This is a genomic window from Citrobacter portucalensis, from assembly GCF_023374935.1.
GTDB lineage: Bacteria > Pseudomonadota > Gammaproteobacteria > Enterobacterales > Enterobacteriaceae > Citrobacter > Citrobacter portucalensis.
Genome location: NZ_CP092466.1, coordinates 306346 through 327409, shown reverse-complemented (window position 1 = coordinate 327409; position 21064 = coordinate 306346). Strand labels below are relative to the sequence as shown.

Sequence of the window (21064 nt, the reverse complement as noted above, 5' to 3'; positions counted from 1 at the left end):
GGATATCTATTTCAAGCGATAGTAAAGCTCACGGTATGACTTCGCCGCGACTTGCCAGCTAAAATCCATGGTCATGGCCTGACGTTGTACAAACCGCCAAAGCGAAGGCCGGGACCACAATACGAAAGCACGCCGGATCGCGCGTAACAGCGACCAGGCATTACTATCTTCAAATACAAACCCACTGGCGATACCGTCCGCCAGGTTTTCCAGCGAACTGTCAGAGACTGTATCAGCCAGCCCACCGGTGCGCCGCACCAGCGGCAGCGTGCCGTACTTCAGTCCATACAACTGCGTTAAGCCACACGGCTCAAAACGGCTGGGAACCAATATCACATCAGCCCCACCCATGATGCGGTGCGAGAAGGCTTCGTGATAGCCGATCTGCACCCCCACCTGTCCTGGATGTTCCGCCGCTGCGGCGAGGAATCCTTCCTGTAATACCGGATCGCCCGCGCCTAGCAATGCCAGCTGTCCACCCTGCTCTAACAACCCCGGCAGCGCTTCCAGCACCAGATCCAGCCCTTTTTGACTGGTCAGACGGCTCACCACGGCAAACAGCGGTACTTTATCGTTGACCTTAAGTCCCATCGCTATCTGAAGCTGACGTTTGTTTTCTGCCTTCTCCTCCAGCGTGTCGCGCGTATATCGCGATGCCAGCAGGAGATCGGTTTCCGGGCTCCAGATTTTTTCATCAACGCCGTTCAGCACACCGGAAAGACGGCCTTCACGATGACGCTGCTGCAACAGACCTTCCATCCCGTAGGCAAACTGCGGCTCGGTAATTTCCCGCGCGTAGGTCGGACTGACCGCCGTAATGTGGTCGGCGTAGTACAACCCTGCCTTCAGAAACGAAATCTGCCCGTTAAACTCCAGTCCGTGCACATTAAAGAACGACCATGGCAATTGGATGTCATCCATATGCTTTGCATAAAACATGCCTTGATACGCCAGGTTGTGGACGGTGAACACCGATTTCGCCGGATGGCCGCGCGCCGCCAGATACGCCGGAGCCAGACCCGCATGCCAGTCGTGCGCATGCACCACATCCGGGCGCCAGAATGGGTCAAGGCCACAGGCCATTTCACAGCCAACCCAGCCCAGCAATGCAAAACGCTGCACGTTATCGGTATACGCAAACAGGTTAGTGTCGTGATACGGGCTACCGGGGCGGTCATAGAGATGCGGCGCGTCAATCAGGTAAATACCCACGCCGTTGAAATGCCCGAACAGCAGCGTGATACGTCCGGCGAAGGTATCCCGACGCGTTACAACCTGCGCATCGGGAATGCCGCGACGAATATCAGGAAACGCCGGGAGCAGCACGCGGGCATCCACGCCGTCCGCTATTTGCGCTGCGGGTAACGCCCCAATAACATCCGCCAGTCCCCCGGTTTTTAACAGGGGGAACATCTCTGAACAAACGTGTAAAACCTGCATTATCGCTCCTGTTTGATCTGCAGTTTGCGTAGCATTTCACGCGTGACCAGCACAATACCTTCCTCTGAACGGTAGAAACGACGCGCATCTTCTTCCGCGTTTTCACCAATCACCATGCCTTCGGGAATAACGCAGGCACGGTCGATAATGCAACGACGTAAGCGACACGAACGTCCCACCCACACTTCAGGTAACAACACTGCCGAATCAATGTTACAGAATGAATTCACCCGCACTCGCGGGAACAGAACGGACTGCACCACCACCGAACCTGAAATTATGCATCCGCCAGAAACCAGCGAGTTCAGCGTCATTCCGTGGCTGCCGGAACGGTCCTGAACAAATTTCGCCGGTGGCAGCGATTCCATGTGCGTACGGATTGGCCAATCCTGGTCGTACATGTCCAGTTCAGGCGTCACCGAAGCCAGATCGAGGTTCGCCTTCCAGTAGGCTTCCAGCGTACCCACGTCACGCCAGTACGGCTCGGATTCCGGGTCAGACTGCACGCAGGACAACGGGAATGGATGTGCATACGCCATGCCAGCTTCGGTGATTTTCGGGATAATGTCTTTACCGAAATCGTGACTGGAGTTTTCATCGAGGTCATCTTCCGCCAGCAATTCATACAGATAATCGGCGTTGAAAACGTAGATCCCCATACTGGCAAGAGATTTGGTCGGGTCGCCTGGCATGGCTGGCGGGTTGGCGGGTTTTTCAACGAACTCGATAATTTTATCGGTGTCATCCACGTCCATTACGCCAAACGCGCTGGCCTCTTCAATAGGCACTGGCATACAGGCCACGGTGCAACGCGCGCCTTTCTCGACGTGGTCGATCAGCATGCGTGAGTAGTCCTGCTTGTAGATATGATCGCCCGCGAGGATCACCACATATTCCGCTTTATAGCGTCGAATGATGTCCAGGTTTTGGGTCACCGCATCCGCCGTACCGCGATACCAGTTTTCACCCTGCATTCTCTGCTGGGCAGGCAGCAGATCGACAAACTCGTTCATCTCTTCGCTAAAGAACGACCAGCCGCGCTGAATATGCTGCACCAGCGTGTGGGACTGGTACTGGGTGATCACGCCAATACGGCGGATCCCGGAGTTAATACAGTTGGATAAGGCAAAATCGATAATGCGGAACTTACCGCCAAAGTGCACAGCAGGTTTGGCACGTTTGTTGGTTAAATCTTTTAAGCGGGTACCGCGGCCACCGGCCAGGATCAGGGCAACAGATTTTAATGGCAGCTGGCGCGCCAACATTACACGATCGTTCTTCTCTAAACTCACCATGACTAACTCCTTTTTTATCTTCTCTGGAACACACACAGTCCGTGCGCAGGTCCCTGCCAGACAGCCGTAAGCACCGGATTATCCTCTCCGGCAAATGGGGGAACGGCGCACCATTCCCCTTCAGGTAAAACGATATCTGTCACCTCAAGCGTGGCATTTATTGCAATCAGAAAACGGTCTGAAAGCAGGATTTGCATCTGCCTCGGGCCGTTTTGCCACTCATCCGCACTTAAGGGTTGTGCGTACTTATTCAGCCAACGAACATTGCCATCGCCCTCTTCCCACCAGCGATCACCCGTTAGTGCAGGAATTTGCTGGCGAAGATGGATCAGGGCAGCGGTAAATGTGGTTAGCCCGCTGTTTGCCTGCTGCCAGTCCAGCCAGGTCAGGGCGTTATCCTGGCAGTAAGCGTTATTGTTGCCGTGCTGGCTATGACCATGCTCATCGCCCGCCAGCAACATCGGCGTCCCCTGGGAGAGCAACAGCGTGGATAACAGCGCATGAATGCTGTCGCGCCGCCGCTCAATCAGGTCCAGCGTGCCGCCTAATCCTTCTTTACCATGATTGTCGCTGTAGTTATTGCTAGTGCCGTCGCGATTTTCCTCACCATTCGCTTCATTGTGCTTATTTGTGAAGCACACACAGTCGCGTAGCGTAAAACCGTCGTGCGCAGTCACCAGATTGACCGTCGCGCTGGGTTTGCGACCATCGCGTTTAAACACGTCGCTGGATGCGGCAAAACGCCCGGCAAACTCACCCAACGAGAGATTACGCTGGAGCCAGAAGCGTCGGGTCGCATCGCGGAAATGGTCATTCCACTCGGCAAACGGCGGGGGAAAATTCCCCACCTGATACCCGCCTTCACCAATATCCCACGGTTCCGCAATCAGCTTAACGCGTGAGAGCAGCGGACAGTTTTGGATCGCGGTAAACAGTGGCGCATCCTGACGAAACGCAGGTGTACGCCCCATGACGGAAGCCAAATCAAAACGAAAACCATCCACATGGCAGGTTTCAACCCAGTACCGCAGGCATTCACATGCGTATTCCACAACGCCTGGATGGCTCAGATTGAGGGTGTTCCCACAACCGGTCCAGTTGTAGTAATCACCATCGTCCCTGATCCAATAATAGCTACGGTTATCAATTCCGCGCAGCGAGAAGGCGGGGCCTTCGAGATCCAGCTCAGCGCTGTGGTTCAAAACGATATCGAGAATGACCTCAATCCCCGCTTTGTGCAGCGCTTTTACCGCGTCGCGAAACTCATCAAGCGCACTCTCCGGCGAACAGGCATAGGCCGGATGCAGCGCAAACATCGCTACCGGGTTGTAGCCCCAATAGTTCGACAGCCCCAGCCGCTGAAGCCGTGGTTCGCTGGCAAAATGCGCCACCGGCAGCAGCTCCAGCGCGGTAATGCCGAGACGCTTGAAGTAATCGATCATCACTGGATGGCCCAGCGCTTTGTAGGTTCCGCGAATCTCTTCCGGCAGGTCTGGATGCAAATACGTCAACCCTTTGACATGCGCTTCGTAAATCACGGTATTGCCCCACGGCGTGCGCGGCGGGGTATCATCCTCCCAGTCATAATGATCGGACACCACCACGCCCTTCAGCGCGATGGTGGCATTATCATGATGATCCGGTTCATTTAGCCCACCGTGCAGCAGCGGGTTATCTTTTAACTCGCCATCCACCCGACGGGCGCAAGGGTCAAGCAGCAGCTTGGCCGGATTAAACCGGTGGCCCTGCTGCGGTTGCCATGGGCCATGAACACGATAGCCATAGCGCAGACCGGGCCGGGCGTTGGCCAGATAGCCGTGCCAGACATCACCGCTACGCCCCGGCAGGTCATAGCGAAGTTCGCACCCTTGCTCATCGAATACGCATAATTCAACGCGTTCAGCGTGGGCCGAGAAGAGTGTGAAATTGACACCATGGCCGTCATACGTTGCACCATGGGGGGTGGCGTTGCCGGTTGCCAGTTGCGTCATTACCCCTCCCGAACCAGCCAGATCGTTGCCAACGGCGGTAACGTGAGGCTCAGTGAGTGCTGACGACCATGGCTGGCGATTTCATCGCTGTGCACCGCACCGCCGTTGCCGGTATTGCTACCGTGGTAATGCATCGAGTCGGTATTGAGGATCTCACGCCATTTGCCTGGCTGATTGATACCGAAGCGATAGCCGTGGCGGGGCACAGGCGTAAAGTTACTGACCACGATGATTTCATTGCCGACCTTGTCACGACGCACGAAAGCCAGCACCGAACGTTCGTTGTCATCCACCACCAGCCATTCAAAACCATAGGCGTCAAAGTCGAGCTCGTGCAGCGCTTTGTGATGACGGTAGGTGTGGTTCAAATCGCGCACCAGACGCTGTACGCCGTGGTGCCAGTTATCGCCACCTTCCAGCAGGTGCCAGTCGAGGCTGGCGTCATGGTTCCATTCACGTCCCTGCGCAAACTCGTTGCCCATAAACAGCAGTTTTTTACCCGGGAAGGCCCACATCCAGCCGTAGTAGGCGCGCAGGTTGGCAAACTTCTGCCATGCGTCTCCCGGCATGCGATCGAGAATGGATTTTTTACCGTGTACCACTTCATCATGCGACAGCGGCAGGATAAAGTTTTCGGTGTAGTTGTACAGCATGCCGAAGGTCAGCTTGTCGTGATGGTACTGACGATGAATCGGATCTAGCTTCATGTAGTCCAGCGTGTCGTGCATCCAGCCGAGGTTCCACTTATACCAGAACCCTAAACCGCCCATATCCTGTGGTCTTGAAACGCCGGCAAAGTCGGTCGACTCTTCCGCCATGCTCACCGCACCAGGCACCTGCTCGCCAAGAATGCGGTTGGTATTGCGCAAAAATTCAATGGCTTCGAGGTTTTCACGACCACCAAATTCGTTTGGGATCCATTCCCCTTCTTTGCGGCTGTAGTCGCGATAAATCATGGACGCCACGGCATCCACGCGCAGCGCGTCAATACCAAAGCGTTCAATCCAGTACAGGGCGTTGCCCACCAGGTAGTTGCTGACTTCACGGCGACCATAGTTGTAGATCAGCGTGTTCCAGTCCTGGTGATATCCTTCGCGCGGGTCGCTGTGTTCATACAGGTTGGTGCCATCAAACTCAGCCAAACCAAAGTCGTCCGATGGGAAGTGGCCCGGCACCCAGTCGAGAATAACGTTCAGCCCCGCCTGATGCGCGGCATTCACGAAATAGCGGAAATCATCGCGCGTCCCGAAGCGACGGGTCGGCGCATACATGCCGGTAGGCTGGTAGCCCCAGCTACCGTCGAACGGATGCTCGTTAATCGGCAACAGTTCGAGGTGGGTAAAGCCCATCCATTTGGCGTACGGCACCAACTGATCCGCCAGCTCGCGGTAGCTCAGCCAGAAGTTGTTATCGGTATGACGACGCCATGACCCCAGGTGAACTTCATAGATAGAGATCGGTGCATCAAACTGGTTGGCTTTTTTGCGCGCCTCGCTTTGCACTACTTTTTCCGGCAGACCACAGATAAGCGACGCGGTTTCCGGACGCATTTGCGCTTCGAAGGCGTAAGGGTCCGCTTTGATTCGCAGCTTACCGTTCGCATCGATCATCTCGTATTTATACAGTTGACCATGCTGCGCACCGGGGATAAACAGCTCCCAAATACCGCTTTCTTTGCGCAGGCGCATCGGGTGGCGACGACCATCCCAGTAGTTGAACTGCCCAACCACTGACACGCGTTGAGCGTTAGGTGCCCAGACTGAGAAGCGCGTACCGGTTACGCCATCCATGGTATCCGCATGCGCACCCAGCGTTTCGTAAGGTCGCAGGTGCGTACCTTCAGATAACAGCCAGGCATCCATATCCTGGATCAGCGGGCCAAAACGATAAGGGTCATCAATCAGATTCTGCTGTCCATGCCAGACAACGGCCAACTGATAGCGAAAGAAATTTTTACGGCGGGGAAGTACTGCACAGAAAAAACCGCGAGAGTCGAGGCAATCCAGCTTGCCGACTTTGCGTCCGGTTTTGGGTTCGATCACCCACACTTCGGTGGCGTCAGGTAATAGGGCGCGGACTTCAAGTCCAGCATCAGTTTGGTGCATACCGAGTACGGAAAAAGGATCCGCAAAATGGCCTGCAATTAGCGCATTAATCACGTCTCTATCGATACGAACGGACATGGTTGTCATCCTGTTTTATGGCGTCACCCCTTCCAACTGATTTTCGACATCAGGTAGTGACACTTTTTTTGACCTGAACGGCGCAGCACAATTGTGCATCCTCTCTGCGTCGTCCCACCTTCAGGCAACAACTTAATACCTCCGGTACTAAGTCACCCTTAAAGAATAGCCAATGCTTTATCTTACTCCTGGTAAAAAATGAAACATCTGCGCTTACTCCTGTATTACGCAAAAAAAGGGGTGATTCCTCACCCCTTGATCGTTAACAAACTATTACGCCAATTGGCGCAGCATACGGCGCAATGGCTCCGCAGCACCCCACAGCAACTGGTCGCCCACGGTAAAGGCTGACAGGAACTCCGGTCCCATGTTCAGCTTACGCAGACGGCCTACTGGCGTGGTCAGCGTGCCGGTAACGGCCGCCGGGGTTAACTCACGCATGGTGATATCCCGATCGTTTGGTACAACTTTGGCCCACGGATTGTGCGCCGCCAGCAGTTCTTCCACGGTCGGAATAGACACATCTTTTTTCAGTTTAATGGTGAACGCCTGGCTGTGGCAGCGCAGCGCACCGACGCGCACGCATAGACCATCAACCGGGATCACGGAAGACGTGTTGAGAATTTTGTTGGTTTCCGCCTGTCCCTTCCACTCTTCACGGCTCTGACCGTTATCGAGCTGTTTGTCGATCCACGGAATCAGGCTACCGGCCAGCGGTACGCCAAAGTTATCAACCGGCAGTTCGCCGCTGCGGGACAGGGTCGTCACTTTACGTTCGATGTCGAGAATAGCAGAGGAAGGGGTCGCCAGTTCCTCGGCCACATGGCCATACAGATGACCCATCTGAGACAGCAGTTCACGCATATGGCGCGCGCCGCCGCCGGAAGCCGCCTGATAGGTCGCCACGGAAACCCAGTCAACCAGGTCATTGGCAAACAGGCCACCGAGGGACATCAGCATCAGGCTAACGGTACAGTTGCCGCCGACAAAGGTCTTAATGCCTTTGTTCAGGCCGTCGGTGATGACATCCTGGTTAACCGGATCGAGAATAATGATGGCATCGTCTTTCATACGCAGCGAAGAGGCTGCGTCAATCCAGTAACCCTGCCAACCGCTTTCACGAAGCTTTGGATAGATTTCGTTGGTATAATCGCCGCCCTGACAGGTCACGATGATATCGAGCGCCTTCAGCGCATCCAGATCAAAAGCGTCCTGAAGTGTGCCGGTCGCGGTGCCACCGAACGTCGGTGCCGCCTGCCCGAGCTGGGAAGTAGAAAAGAAAACAGGGCGAATGGCGTCGAAGTCACGCTCCTCAACCATGCGTTGCATGAGAACAGAGCCGACCATACCGCGCCAGCCGATAAAACCAACATTTTTCATAGCGTTTTTTCCTGCAGAGATGTGTGCTGTGTATGCTAACCAGTATCCTACTGGCCTATCCTTCACCATACAAAAAGCAGCCAAAGTCGCAAGTGAAATTAATCAATGATAGCGAAGCCATCAGTAATGCGACTTATCCCGCTGCGCAAGCAAGCAGAAAGTCCGCGGTAATTATCAGGGAATTTGAGTTATGAATGAAATCATTTCAGCGGCAGTTTTATTGATCCTGATTATGGATCCGCTCGGAAATCTGCCCATTTTCATGTCCGTATTGAAACATACCGAACCAAAACGTCGCCGCGCGATTATGATTCGCGAGCTGTTTATTGCGCTGTTGGTGATGCTGATATTCCTGTTTGCGGGCGAGAAAATTCTGGCATTTCTTAACCTGCGTGCAGAAACCGTATCGATCTCCGGGGGCATCATTTTGTTCCTGATCGCCATTAAGATGATTTTCCCCAGCGCTACCGGGAATAGCACCGGGCTTCCGGCTGGTGAAGAGCCATTTATCGTACCGCTGGCGATTCCGCTAGTAGCCGGGCCGACAATCCTGGCCTCATTAATGCTGTTGTCGCATCAGTACCCAAATCAGATGGGACATCTGGTGATTGCGCTGCTGATCGCCTGGGGCGGTACATTCGTAATTTTGCTGCAGTCTTCGCTGTTTTTACGTCTGCTGGGAGAGAAAGGGGTTAACGCGCTGGAGCGCCTGATGGGGCTGATTCTGGTGATGATGGCAACCCAGATGTTCCTCGACGGCGTGCGGATGTGGATGAAGGGGTAACGCACTCACTTTACGCCGGGTGTCGGCTTCGCCTTACCCGGCCTACGGTGTTGATATGTGCTCGTTTGTAGGCCCGGTAAGCGCTAGCGCCACCGGGCAATCAGCGCCGTGAATGTGTTTATGAGAAACACCTCAATCATTTAAGTCTCTGAAAAAGCGTATTTTCATTTCTGCGAAGCGCCTTCCGGAATGCCCCCTTGTCAGCATCGCGGATTAGCATTATCTTCTCGCTGCACCTGCAAAATCAGGTGCCCGAATTAGCCTTCTGAACTCCTTCATCGGTGACGCAAGTATTTTTGTGTCGCACGCTTAGGTACACTCCAATGGTGGACCGGGCGGGGGCGTCGCAAGACGCGCCGGTATCCGATGAGGCCGGTAAGGCTAACCCTGTTCGGCTCCACCTCCAGTGAGATTAGCCTCTCCAGTGGTGGATGAAAATCACTCATTGGAGGCTGCCCTATGGCTACTACCCCTCTCTTTTCATACTCTTTATTTACCCTGCCCTTTAGCCATGCCACGGACTTCACCGAACTGGCGGATAACTGTGAGCGTTTTGTCGAAGGGCTTGTTGAATGTCATGACCCTGTTGAAAAACTGGCGATTTGTGCGCGCCTGTCGGCCTGTCTGGCACTACTGCAACCAACCTTAACGGAACCTGTACCGCAGCATCTGCAGGCCAGCCTGACGGTAGAAACCTTACCAACCCGCTCTCCCCTCTTTGAACCCGAACCAGATCAGATGGGGCGTTACTGCCAGCTTTTGACGCATTTACTGATGAGTAAAAGATGGAACGCGTGGCGGGTGATTTACTGCAGGATTTAGTGGGCTATTTCGCCGATACGCTAAAAGCGCCGCGTTGGTTGAAAACCGAGGATGGGGTGATGGTGCTGTAAAAAAGCCGGGTGGCGGCTTCGCCTTACCCGGCCTACGGTGTCGATATGTGCTCGTTTCCAGGCCCGGTAAGCGCTAGCGCCACCGGGCAATGCCATCAGCTCAACAGCTGGAAAGCAATCATACCGACAATCGCGCCGACCGTACCGAGGATGGTTTCCATCATCGTCCAGGTCTTCAGCGTTTGCGCTTCAGTCGCGCCGGTAAATTTACCGAACAACCAAAAACCAGCGTCGTTAACGTGGCTGACCACGATAGAGCCGCCCGCGATACAGATAGACAGCGCCGCCATCTGGGCACCGGAGTAGTTCAGTTGCTCAATCACCGGCATCACCAGACCGACCGCCGTTAAGCAGGCCACTGTCGCGGATCCCTGAATGATACGCACCGCCGCCGCCAGCACGAAGCAGGTGATAGCGATCGGCAAGCCCATACCGGTTAACGCTTCGCCCAGTGCAGGACCAACGCCGGAATCTACCAGTACCTGTTTGAACACGCCGCCAGCACCAATCACCAGCAGAATAATCCCCGCTGGCTGCAGTGCATGGCCGCAGATTTCCATCACGCGGTCTTTTGGCATGCCCTGGCGTACCGCCAGACCGTAAATCGCCACCAGACAGGCAACCAGAATCGCGGTAAACGGATGACCGATAAACTCGAACCATTCGTAGGTTGAAGAACCGACCGGAACAAAGCGTGCGGCGATGGTTTTCAGGCCAACCAGCACCAGCGGCAGCAGGATCAGCGATAAGCTGAAGCCAAAGGAGGGCATTTTGCCTTCGCCCAGATGCGGCTCGGTAATGTCTTCCGGTACGTGCAGCTCAACGTAACGGCTGATGAAGTTACCCCACAGCGGCCCGGCGATAATCATGCCCGGGATCGCGGCGCACAGGCCAATCAGGATCATCCAGCCAAAGTCGGCATGCATCTGAGAGGCCAGCAGCATCGGCGCAGGCCCCGGCAGCAGGAACGCTGCGGCAGCCGCCACGCCCGCAAACAGCGGAATGACCAATTTAACCAGGTTAGTACCGGTATGGCGCGCCATTGAGAACGCTACGCTAATCAGCAGCACAATCGCCACCTCAAAGAACAGCGGCAGCGCGCAAATCAGACCTGCCAGGCCAATCGCGTAATGTGCGCGGCTATGACCGAAGGATTTCAGCATTTTGACGGCAATCTGATCGACCGCGCCGGTCTCATGCAAAATCTTGCCGAACATCGCCCCCAGCGCCACCACAATCGCCAGGAAACCGAGCGTGCCTCCCATCCCTTTTTCCATGGTCGCCGCGATTTTATCGAGCGGCATACCGGAAAAGAGACCTGCACCAATGGATACCACCATCAAAGCAACGAAGGCGTGCATACGCGCCTTCATCACTAAAAACAGCAGTAATAAAACGGACCCTACTGCTGTTAAAACAAGCGTTAATGTGCTCACTACTTACTGCCTTGGTTAATAACCTCAATGGTGCTGGCGACCACACCGTCCAGTGGTTGATCGATATCGACTACCAGTACATCGTTTTCATTCGCACCCGGTTCTTCCAGCGCTTCAAACTGGGTAACCAGCATCTGCGTTTTGAAGAAGTGGCCTTTACGCGCCTTCAGACGGCTTTCAATAACGTCAAAATCCCCTTTCAGATAAATGAAAGAGAGGTTCGGGTTACCGTCGCGCAACTGGTCGCGGTAGACTTTTTTCAAGGCAGAACAGACGATCAGCGAAACCTTGTTGGTACGCTGCATCGCAAAGGCGGCATCATTCAGCGCCTGTAGCCACGGTTTACGGTCGTCATCGTTGAGTGGCTCACCGGAAGCCATTTTCATGATGTTGCTGCGCGGATGGAGAAAATCGCCATCAAGAAACGCGGCCTGCAGTTGATGCGCCACTTCGCTGGCGACAGCAGATTTACCGCTGCCCGATACGCCCATCAGAACGTAAACGTGGTGATCATGATTAGTCGTGCTCAAAGCGTTGCCCCCACTGGTACAAGAATCAGGAAATTGTTACGGGTAACTGTTATCGGTAACATTGTCCAGCCGGATAAATAGAGAAGCAATATCCATTCGTGCTCGAAGTGTATAAGTGTGAGCTACTTCAAACTTGTTGGCTTAAATAGATCCGCCCGGTGACAAGGTGAAACCTAAATCTAACATTTTAGGCGTGACTGCTTCACCACGAATGCGCGCCAGCAGGCGTTCTGCGCCAATGCTGCCCATCCGTTCACGCGGCGTGAGTACACTCGCCAGACGCGGCTCCATCACCTGCCCGATGTCGTGACCGTGGAATCCGGCAATCGCCATGTCATCCGGGATTTTCAGCCCTAAACGCTGGCATTCGAATGCCGCCCCTACCGCCAGGTCATCGTTGGTACAGAAAACGCCGTCGAGCTGCGGGTATTCACGCCGCGCCTGACGGATGAGTTCAATACCGGAGGAGTAGGAAGAAGACTGTTCCACCATCACGCTGTACGGCACCAGGTTGGCATCGCGCATTGCCTGCTCGTAGCCTCTCTGTTTGATGATAGTACGTTCATCAAGACGAGCGCCAAGATAGGCTACATGACGGTGCCCACGGGCGATAATAGCGGCAGTCATCTGACGCGCGGCTTCGAAGTTGTCGAAACCGACGGCGATATCCAGACACGGAGACTGGCTGTCCATCAGCTCAACCACCGGGATACCGGCAACTTCAATCATTTTCAGCGTACGGGGCGTATGGCTACGTTCGGTGAGGATCAGGCCATCAATATTCCACGACAGCATCGATTCCAGGCGCTCTTGTTCCATCTCAGGCTTATAGCCGTAGTGCGCGAGCATAGTTTGATAACCATGGGCGTCGGTGACGGCCTCAATGCCGCGTAGCACTTCAGCAAAAACCTGGTTAGTGAGAGACGGTAACAGCACGCCGATAGCGCGGCTGGTGGCGTTAGAAAGGATATCAGGGGCGCGATTGGGAATATAACCCAGCTCATCAAGTGCAGCGGCAATTTTGCCCCGCAGCGCCACGGAGACCTGCTCCGGGTTACGCAAAAAGCGACTGACCGTCATTTTGGTCACGCCCACGCGGTCGGCTACATCCTGAAGTACGGGTCTTTTCTTTTTCATCGTCCTGAAGCGTTAAAAAGGGATAGATTTTCCCAGTTTACCACGGACGCATGGAATTAATGACAAACGATGAAAAGCCGGATGGCAACGCTTTCGCGTCTTATCCGGCCTACAATGGGTTACAGCACGTTAGACTGGCGGCAGGTCAAACAGTAACACTTCACTGTCGCTGTCGGCATGAATAGAAATTGCCTGCTCATCCCAGATTGCCAGACCGTCGCTGGTGGTCGCTTTAGTGCCGTTAATAGTGACATTGCCTTTTACCACCTGGATCCAAACGCGGCGTTCAGCGGCAATCTGATGCACCGACTGCTCATCTTTGACCAGCGCCCAACGGTACAGCTCCATATCCTGGTACACTTTCAGTGAACCATCACGGGCATCCGGCGACAGCACCAGTTGTTTACCCTGAGCGGCATCGAAACGACGCTGTTCATAGCGCGGTGTAATACCGTTCTCCTGCGGCATGATCCAGATCTGATACAGATGCAGCTTCTCAGTATTGCTCGGGTTGTACTCCGAGTGACGGATCCCCGTCCCGGCGCTCATAATCTGAAACTCACCGGCCGGAACCTGCTCTTTGTTGCCCATGCTGTCCTGATGCTCTACCGCGCCTTCCAGCACGTAGGTCAGGATTTCCATGTCTTTATGGGGGTGAGTACCAAATCCCTGACCTGCGTCGATCACGTCATCGTTAATCACGCGCAGTGCTGAGAACCCCATAAAGTTCGGGTCATAGTAGTTGGCAAAAGAGAAGGTATGCCAGGAATCAAGCCAGCCATGATTAGCGTGGCCACGGTCGTTAGCTTTGCGTAAGTAGATCATTGTGTTCACCCCCAGATGTTTTCGATGGAGTAAGTGTGGACTCAATCCGCCTGGGATCATAGAGGGTGAAAATTGACTCCTCTGTTCAAAAAATATGAACAATCCCAGAGGAGTCTGTGCAGGCTATTTGGCGAGGGTTATCGTGGCAGGCGTTGCCTGTTCAAAGGCGCGTTCGAGGATCTCCAGGTTGGTAAGAACTTCAGATTCCTTGACGTAATTAGGCGTACCGGCCGTCAACGTCTGGTACACCGCGTCATAGACACGACCGTAATCCCCCACTTCCGGCTTTACCTCTTCTTTTACCGTGATGCCGTCATCGTTGACGTACTCCAGCACCCCAACAGAATCGTCAGCGGCGAAACCTGGTTCACCGGGCATGATATTGGCCTTCAGGCTGGTTTCCTGCTGGTCGATGCCGTACTTCACAAACGAGCCTTTGGTGCCATGGACAATAAACTTCGGATAGTCGATTTTCACCAGATGACTGGTTTTCACAATGGCTTTCAGGTCGCCGTAAAACAGCTGCGCTTCAAAGGTATCGTCCGGGTTCGCTTTGTTGCGCAGACTGCGAATGTCATAGGCTACATGGTCAGGACGCCCGAAAAGGGAAATAATCTGATCCATGGTGTGTACGCCCAGACCATAAAACGCGCCGTCCTGCGGCAGTCCCGGCTTGGTTTCTGCTTCAGGACGGTAGTAATCGAAATGGCTTTCAACCTCAACAATCTTGCCGAGCTTGCCGCTCTCAATGGCTTTTTTCGCGGTGAGGAAGCAGGAGTCAAAACGGCGATTCTGATACGGCGTAACGGTCAGTCCTTTGCTTCGCGCCAGTTCGAACAGCTCTTTTGCTTGCGCAAGCGTCGGCGTAAAGGGTTTCTCAACCAGCACATTTTTACCCGCTTCCAGCGCGCGTTTAGCGTATTCAAAATGGCTGTCAGCATGAGTACAGACGATCACCAGTTTCACCTGCGGATCGCTTAAGGTCTCATCGAGGTCGCTGGTGAAGTGAATATGTGAATACTGCGGCTCCTGCTCTTCCGGCCTGGCGTTGCGGCGGAAAATGTGCGCGACGTGCCAGCTATTTTTGCGGTTGAGGACGTACGGCAAATGGTAGCGGGTGGTGCTTTTACCAAAACCAATAAATGCGCAGTGTAAGGTCATGAGACGATCCTTTTGAAGGTGATTGTCTACACCATAGCGCAAAGCGACTGGAGACTGAATCCATCCTGTCATCGTGCCGGATGCGGCGTTACCTTATCCGGCCTACAAAACCCAGGTCTCAGCTGTAGGCCGGATAAGCACAAGCGCCATCCGGCATCAGTCGCCCCACCCCGGGGACAAATTGACAAGTAAGCCAGGCAGAAACAAAAACCCCAAAAAAAAAGCCAGCAAAAGCTGGCTAAAGTAATACTGGAAGCAATGTGAGCAATGTCGTGCTTTCAGGTTCTCCGTAGGGGTTCCCCTGAACGCAGAGCAATAATAATCATTCTCATTCGCACTTGTCTACTTCTTTTTGCAAAAAAATGCAGTTGACGGATTTTTCTTTCTCAGCGAGTGTAAATGCACAATTAACCCTGCAGGAGATAAGGAATGAGTGAGATAGTGATACGCCACGCTGAACCGAAAGATTACGACGCAATTCGTCAGATCCACGCCCAGCCGGAGGTGTACCACAACACGCTACAGGTTCCTCATCCTTCCCTCGAAATGTGGCAAGCGCGGCTAACCGAGCAAACCGGTGTCAAACAGCTGGTTGCCTGCATTGACGATATCGTCGTGGGGCATCTCTGTATTGAGGTCGCGCAGCGTCCGCGCCGCAGCCACGTGGCCGATTTTGGTATCTGCGTGGATGCCAGGTGGCACAATCGTGGCGTTGCCAGTGCGCTGATTCGTACGATGATCGACATGTGCGACAACTGGCTGCGCGTCGAGCGCATTGAGCTGACGGTATTTGTTGATAATGAGCCTGCGGTAGCAGTCTATAAGAAGTACGGCTTTGAAATCGAAGGCACCGGTAAGAAATACGGCCTGCGCAACGGTGAGTACGTTGATGCCTACTTTATGGCGCGCGTGAAATAAATTTAAGGGCGAGTCATATCGCCCTGATTATTGAAAGGACGCAATAGTGAAAAAGTTTCTTCCCCTGGTTTTGCTGGCCTCGCTCTCCCCTGCTTTTGCCACTACTGTACAAAATCTCGATTCCATACCCAGTGCTATCCAACATACTGAAGGTAAACAGATTTTTGCTGAGCAAATGGCAGGATCAACCCCTGTGAAAGGATTTGGTGAGCTTCCTCAGGGCTTATCTGAAAAGCAGTGGATTGCCTGGGTTGCACCGAATGAAGATCCTGACAACCTGATCCTGACTGGTGCTAAATCTTGGGGAAAAGACGGTAAATATATTGGCATTGCCTGTTTTGCCGATAATAAGGCTGACGCCGAGCAAGCAAAAAAATACGCGGATTACACCTGCCCGGAAAACTACAGCAACGGGCGCGCTAATAAATTATATCTCGGCGTTTTTTCCTGGCAGAATCCACAGCTAACGCCGATTGTACGCTCGGAAAGACCGTTAAACCAGCTCTCAGAGTGGAATAAAGCCGCTGAAAAAGAGAGCGATGATGAGTCCGTCAGACCGCTGGCTTATTATACAAAGCTGGATCTGGCACCGTACCGGATAGCACCCGATACCCTGGCATTCGGGGTACGGGGTGGATACTCCGATGCCTACTCCGGCGGCGGCGCATTTTATGAAGTGCTGGAACTCTACACCATCAAAGACAGCAAAATAATCAACGTGTTTTCTGACCTTGTTTATTACTATTCAGACATTGCCGGAGACTGGAATAAAGACGGCACAAGGCAGCACGACATCAGCGAAAGTAAGTACATTCTCAAAATGCGCTCGGCAAAGACGCACGGATTTTATGACTTAGAGCGCGTTAGCCTACAGGATAAAAGCAGCCAAATATTCCGCTGGTCCGAATCACTGCAGCGATATGCGCCATAACCTACCAGTCAGGCCTACATCGTTCAGAATGCTGTAGGCCATTATTCTTAGTACCCCGCCGTTAAATCATCCACGGAACGCGGGTCAGAAGCGCCATACAGTGCGCCATCCGGTCCAACCATAATGCTCTGCGTGCTGCCCATCGCCTCTTTCAACGCTACTTTCTGTCCTTTTTGCTCCAGCAGCTTGATTGTATCCGGGCTAAAGCCCTTCTCGATACGCAGTTCATCCGGCAACCACTGATGATGGAAACGCGGCGCGTTGGTCGCTTCGGCGACGTTCATCCCGAAATCAATGCTGTTGACCACCATTTGCAGTACGGTAGTGATGATTCGGCTTCCACCTGGGCTGCCGGTAACCAGCCAGGTTTTCCCGTCTTTTACCACGATAGTCGGCGACATCGATGACAGCGGACGCTTCTTCGGCCCAACCGCGTTAGCATCACCGCCCACCAGTCCATAAACGTTCGGCACGCCTGGCTTAGCGGAGAAATCATCCATTTCGTTATTCAGCAGAATACCGGTGTTACCCGCCACGATGCCGGTCCCGAAGGTGGTATTCAGGGTATACGTTACCGCCACGGCATTGCCGTCTTTATCCACTACCGAGAAGTGCGTAGTCTGGTTGCTTTCATACGGGGCGAGCTTGCCAGGTTTGATCTGGCTGGAGGGCTTAGCCTTGTTGATATCAATCTGATCGGCAAGCGTTTTAGCATAAGCTTTGTTGGTCAGCGCTTGCCACGGCACTTTCACAAAATCCGGGTCGCCCAGATATTCTGAACGGTCGGCGTAAGCATATTTCTCCGCTTCAGCCATAACCTGCATAGCATCGGCGCTGCCAAACCCGTACTTCTTCATATCGAAGTTTTCGAGAATATTGAGGATCTGCACGATGTGAATACCGCCAGAGGACGGCGGCGGCATGGAGAAGACCTGATACCCGCGATAGTCACCGCTGATCGGCGTGCGCTCCACGGCTTTATAGCTGGCTAAATCCTCTTTGGTCATCAGCCCGCCGTTCTTCTGCATTTCCCCGGCTATCTGATCGGCAATAGCCCCTTTATAAAACGCATCCGGGCCGTTTTCGGCAATCATTTCCAGGCTTTTCGCCAGATTCTTTTGCACCAGCTTGTCGCCCTTTTTCAGCGGCTCGCCGTCCTTCCAGAAAATGGCTTTGCTATTCTCGTGATTAGGGAGCACTTCGCTGCCATAGGTTTTCAGATCGTCGGCCAGCGCGTCATTAACCACAAAGCCCTCTTCCGCCAGCTTCATCGCCGGGCGCACCACTTTGTTTAGCGGCATCGTGCCGTATTTCTCCAGCGCCAGCGAGAATCCCGCCACGGTACCCGGCGTACCGGATGCCAGATGCGACGTCAGCGACTTTTTCGCATCGGCGTTGCCCTGCTCATCAAGGAACATGTCACGGGTCGCGCCAGCAGGCGCCATTTCACGAAAATCGATCGCTGTGGTGTTACCGTCTTTGGTACGCAGCAGCATAAAACCACCGCCGCCCAGATTGCCCGCCTGGGGATGCGTCACCGCCAGCGCATAGCCAACGGCCACGGCGGCATCAACGGCATTCCCACCCTGTTTAAGAATGTCCACACCAACCTGGGTAGCTAAAGCATCCACAGAGGCCACCATCCCTTGCTTAGCACGTACGGGATGGAACACATCTTCCTCGACTCCGTAAGATACCGGCGGTGGCGCAGCTGGCGCGGCAGCAACGCTAAAACAACTTCCTGAGAGCAGAGCAGCAATGGCTACCCGGCGTAAAAACGTCGGTTTTATCATCGTTATTCTCCAGATGTATAGGGGTCGGCCCCCACTAAGCCTGGTGCATAACTCTGAAATAATCATCGTAACGGCGAGAAAGGAGTAAACTTAAGAGATCCCCGAGAGGAGAAAAGCGATGAAACGACTCTTACTTTTAGCCATGCTGTTGCCGTTTGCAGGCTTTGCACAGCCCATCAACACCATGAATAACCCGAACCAACCCGGTTATCAGATCCCGAGTCAGCAGCGTATGCAAACCCAAATGCAAACGCAGCAAATTCAGCAGAAAGGGATGCTCAACCAACAGTTGCAAACCCAGACGCGTATGCAGCAACAGCATCTGGAAAACCAAATTAACACCAACTCCCAGCGGGTCCTTCAGTCTCAGCCAGGCGAGTTGAATCCCAGCCAGCAGCAAATGCTGCCCAACAGCAACGGTGGGATGTTGAGTGGAACCCGTAACCCGGACAGCTCTCTGAATAAGCAACATATGCTGTCAGAGAAAAAGAACGGCGACATGCTGAAGCCCTCCAGCACGCCGCAGCCTAACGTTCCGTTAAAAACGATTGGGCCTTAAAAAGGTTGGAAATCCGGACCAATCGTATCAATGGCATCGGTACAGATGCAGTCCACGCCCCAGCGCAGCAGTTCCGCCGCGCGCTGGGGTCGGTTGACAGTATATACCAGAATACGTAGCCCCGCATCGCGCAGCGCATCCACACGCGCTTCATCCAGCAGTTTGTGATTAAGATGAATAGAGACGCAGCCAAGCCGCATGGTCAGCTCGCGCCAGTCCTCGCGCCATTCATCAAGCAGCAAGCCTCTCGGCAGTTCAGGTACCGCCTGCTGCGCCGCTTCAAGTGCATCAATTTCAAAGGATGACAATAGTGGCGGCGTCATTCCCGCCCACAGTTCCCGCGCGGCCAGCGCCACGACTTTGCCGGTTAACGTTCCGGTGCCGGTTGTGGGTTTAATTTCAATATTCGCCATCATACCGTGCTGACGGCAGCGCTCGGCCACTTGCGAGAGCAGCGGCAGCGGTTCACCTTTAAACTCACCGCTAAACCAGCCGCCGGCGTCCACGCGCAATAAATCCTGCCAGTTCAGCTCGCCTGCCACGCCCCAGCCGTTGCTGGTTCGCTCCAGGTTGTCGTCATGCAGTAAGAAGATCTCACCGTCTTTCGACAATTTAGCGTCAAACTCGATCATGGTATGCCCGTATCGCGCCCCCACGTCGATCGCCGCCAGGGTGTTTTCCGGGGCCAGCTTACCGCCGCCACGATGGGCGACAATATGGGGGTAAGGCCAGTTACTCATACGCGTTGTCCTGTTTCGCCATCAAAAAGATGCAGATGATTTTCCGGCAGATGCAGCCACAGCGTGCTGCCAGCCGTCGGGCGATGCTGATGCGCCAGTCGCACCACCAGCTTTTGCTCACCCCAGCGTCCGTGTGCCAGGTTATCTGCGCCCAGCATTTCCAGGGTGTCAACGACCAACGGCACGCCGCCTTCGGCCTGCGAGCTTAGCGCAATATGCTCCGGGCGGATACCCAACGTCATGTTACGCCCAATAGCCTCTCTCGCGCTTCTGCCGATGGGTAGCGTCATGCCACCCTCCAGTTCAAAATGGGTGCCCGAGGTACTGATGCACCCGTCCAGCAGGTTCATTGCCGGGCTGCCGATAAAACTCGCCACAAAGCGGCTGGCAGGTTTTTCATACACCTCAACCGGCGTACCTACCTGCTCGGCAATGCCTTTGTTCATCACCATCACCCGTTGGGCGAGGGTCATCGCTTCAACCTGGTCGTGCGTCACGTATAGCGAAGTGGTTTTCAGGCGGCGATGCAGATGTTGTAACTCCAGACGCATCTGCACGCGCAGCTTGGCATCGAGGTTAGAAAGCGGCTCATCGAACAGGAATACCGCTGGGTCGCGCACAATCGCTCGCCCCATCGCTACGCGCTGGCGCTGACCGCCAGAAAGTTCGCGCGGACGACGTTTGAGCAGCTCACCTAGCTCGAGAATACGCGCCGCCTCATTTACCCGCTCAGCAATGTGTTCCTTGCCCATCCCGCGGATTTTCAGCCCCCAGGCCATGTTTTCTTCCACGCTCATATGCGGGTAGAGCGCGTAGTTTTGAAAGACCATCGCAATGCCGCGATCCTTCGGCTCCATCTCGGTGACGCGTTTATTATCAATCCAGATATCGCCACCGCTCACCCGTTCCAGCCCAGCCACCATCCGCAGCAGCGTAGACTTGCCGCAGCCGGATGGCCCGACCATCACGATAAATTCCCCGTCCGCGACGTCCAGCGTCAGCGGTTTAATTACCTGGGTTTTGCCGTCCCAGCTTTTGGTTACTGCTTGTAGTTTGAGTCCTGCCATT

17 protein-coding genes and 2 pseudogenes are annotated in these 21064 nt (G+C 54.2%); 6 read left to right on the top strand and 13 right to left on the bottom strand.

Annotated elements, in window-relative coordinates; all coding sequences use genetic code 11:
- Nucleotides 1–6 precede the first annotated feature (6 nt).
- From glgA to asd, 5 genes are all read right to left on the bottom strand, one after another.
- Nucleotides 7–1440, bottom strand: a complete 1434-nt coding sequence (gene glgA, locus LY264_RS01550; protein ID WP_003827622.1) for a glycogen synthase GlgA — start codon at nt 1438–1440, stop codon at nt 7–9.
- Entirely contained in the window at nt 1440–2735 is a 1296-nt protein-coding gene (gene glgC / locus LY264_RS01545) for a glucose-1-phosphate adenylyltransferase (protein WP_003827621.1), read from the bottom strand. The genes glgA and glgC overlap by 1 nt, the downstream gene beginning before the upstream one ends.
- A 14-nt stretch (nt 2736–2749) precedes the next feature.
- A complete protein-coding gene (gene glgX / locus LY264_RS01540) occupies nt 2750–4726 on the bottom strand; it encodes a glycogen debranching protein GlgX (protein WP_071692515.1) in 1977 nt (658 codons plus the stop codon).
- Nucleotides 4726–6909 (bottom strand): 1,4-alpha-glucan branching enzyme, encoded by a 2184-nt coding sequence (glgB, locus tag LY264_RS01535; protein ID WP_071692516.1) that lies wholly within the window; start codon nt 6907–6909, stop codon nt 4726–4728. The genes glgX and glgB overlap by 1 nt, the downstream gene beginning before the upstream one ends.
- Nucleotides 6910–7182: 273 nt before the next feature.
- On the bottom strand, nt 7183–8289 hold the full coding sequence (gene asd / locus LY264_RS01530; RefSeq protein WP_003827614.1) for an aspartate-semialdehyde dehydrogenase: 1107 nt from the start codon (nt 8287–8289) through the stop codon (nt 7183–7185).
- A 190-nt stretch (nt 8290–8479) separates the two neighbouring features.
- Between asd and yhgN the strand changes: the two genes are divergently transcribed.
- The 3 genes and pseudogenes from yhgN to LY264_RS01515 form a co-directional block, all read left to right on the top strand.
- Entirely contained in the window at nt 8480–9073 is a 594-nt protein-coding gene (gene yhgN, locus LY264_RS01525) for an NAAT family transporter YhgN (protein WP_003023480.1), read from the top strand.
- A 459-nt stretch (nt 9074–9532) separates the two neighbouring features.
- Nucleotides 9533–9966, top strand: a pseudogene (locus tag LY264_RS01520) (hypothetical protein).
- A pseudogene (locus tag LY264_RS01515) lies at nt 9960–10139 on the top strand (MarC family protein); the annotation flags it as partial. The pseudogenes LY264_RS01520 and LY264_RS01515, both read left to right, overlap by 7 nt.
- Here the strand turns inward: LY264_RS01515 and gntU are convergent.
- From gntU to LY264_RS01490, 5 genes are all read right to left on the bottom strand, one after another.
- Complete coding sequence (gene gntU, locus LY264_RS01510; RefSeq protein WP_003827609.1) at nt 10062–11402, bottom strand: gluconate transporter; 1341 nt, start codon at nt 11400–11402, stop codon at nt 10062–10064. The pseudogene LY264_RS01515 and the gene gntU sit on opposite strands and share 78 nt — an antisense overlap.
- The gene (gene gntK, locus LY264_RS01505; RefSeq protein ID WP_003023475.1) at nt 11402–11932 is read right to left on the bottom strand and encodes a gluconokinase; all 531 of its coding nucleotides are present in this window, start codon (nt 11930–11932) and stop codon (nt 11402–11404) included. The genes gntU and gntK overlap by 1 nt, the downstream gene beginning before the upstream one ends.
- Before the next feature lie 141 nt (nt 11933–12073).
- A complete protein-coding gene (gene gntR, locus LY264_RS01500; RefSeq protein WP_008786351.1) occupies nt 12074–13069 on the bottom strand; it encodes a gluconate operon transcriptional repressor GntR in 996 nt (331 codons plus the stop codon).
- A 129-nt stretch (nt 13070–13198) separates the two neighbouring features.
- Entirely contained in the window at nt 13199–13894 is a 696-nt protein-coding gene (yhhW, locus tag LY264_RS01495) for a quercetin 2,3-dioxygenase (RefSeq protein WP_003023472.1), read from the bottom strand.
- Between the two features lie 123 nt (nt 13895–14017).
- Nucleotides 14018–15055, bottom strand: a complete 1038-nt coding sequence (locus LY264_RS01490) for an oxidoreductase (protein ID WP_048227419.1) — start codon at nt 15053–15055, stop codon at nt 14018–14020.
- Nucleotides 15056–15484: 429 nt separating this feature from the next.
- Here LY264_RS01490 and yhhY point away from each other — a divergent pair, with 429 nt between their 5' ends.
- A complete protein-coding gene (gene yhhY / locus LY264_RS01485; protein WP_048227420.1) occupies nt 15485–15973 on the top strand; it encodes an N-acetyltransferase in 489 nt (162 codons plus the stop codon).
- Nucleotides 15974–16019: 46 nt separating this feature from the next.
- Nucleotides 16020–16904, top strand: coding sequence for a hypothetical protein (locus LY264_RS01480; RefSeq protein WP_048227421.1), 885 nt, complete (start codon nt 16020–16022; stop codon nt 16902–16904).
- Between the two features lie 47 nt (nt 16905–16951).
- Here LY264_RS01480 and ggt read toward each other — a convergent pair whose 3' ends face one another.
- Entirely contained in the window at nt 16952–18697 is a 1746-nt protein-coding gene (gene ggt / locus LY264_RS01475; protein WP_003827593.1) for a gamma-glutamyltransferase, read from the bottom strand.
- A 118-nt stretch (nt 18698–18815) separates the two neighbouring features.
- Here ggt and LY264_RS01470 point away from each other — a divergent pair, with 118 nt between their 5' ends.
- Nucleotides 18816–19256, top strand: a complete 441-nt coding sequence (locus tag LY264_RS01470; RefSeq protein WP_048215386.1) for a DUF2756 family protein — start codon at nt 18816–18818, stop codon at nt 19254–19256.
- On the opposite strand, the gene ugpQ is transcribed toward LY264_RS01470, so the two are convergent.
- Complete coding sequence (gene ugpQ / locus LY264_RS01465; protein WP_048227422.1) at nt 19253–19996, bottom strand: glycerophosphodiester phosphodiesterase; 744 nt, start codon at nt 19994–19996, stop codon at nt 19253–19255. The genes LY264_RS01470 and ugpQ overlap by 4 nt on opposite strands.
- Complete coding sequence (locus LY264_RS01460; RefSeq protein WP_048227423.1) at nt 19993–21063, bottom strand: sn-glycerol-3-phosphate import ATP-binding protein UgpC; 1071 nt, start codon at nt 21061–21063, stop codon at nt 19993–19995. Before LY264_RS01460 ends, ugpQ begins: the two co-directional genes overlap by 4 nt.
- Between the last annotated feature and the right edge of the window lies 1 nt (nt 21064).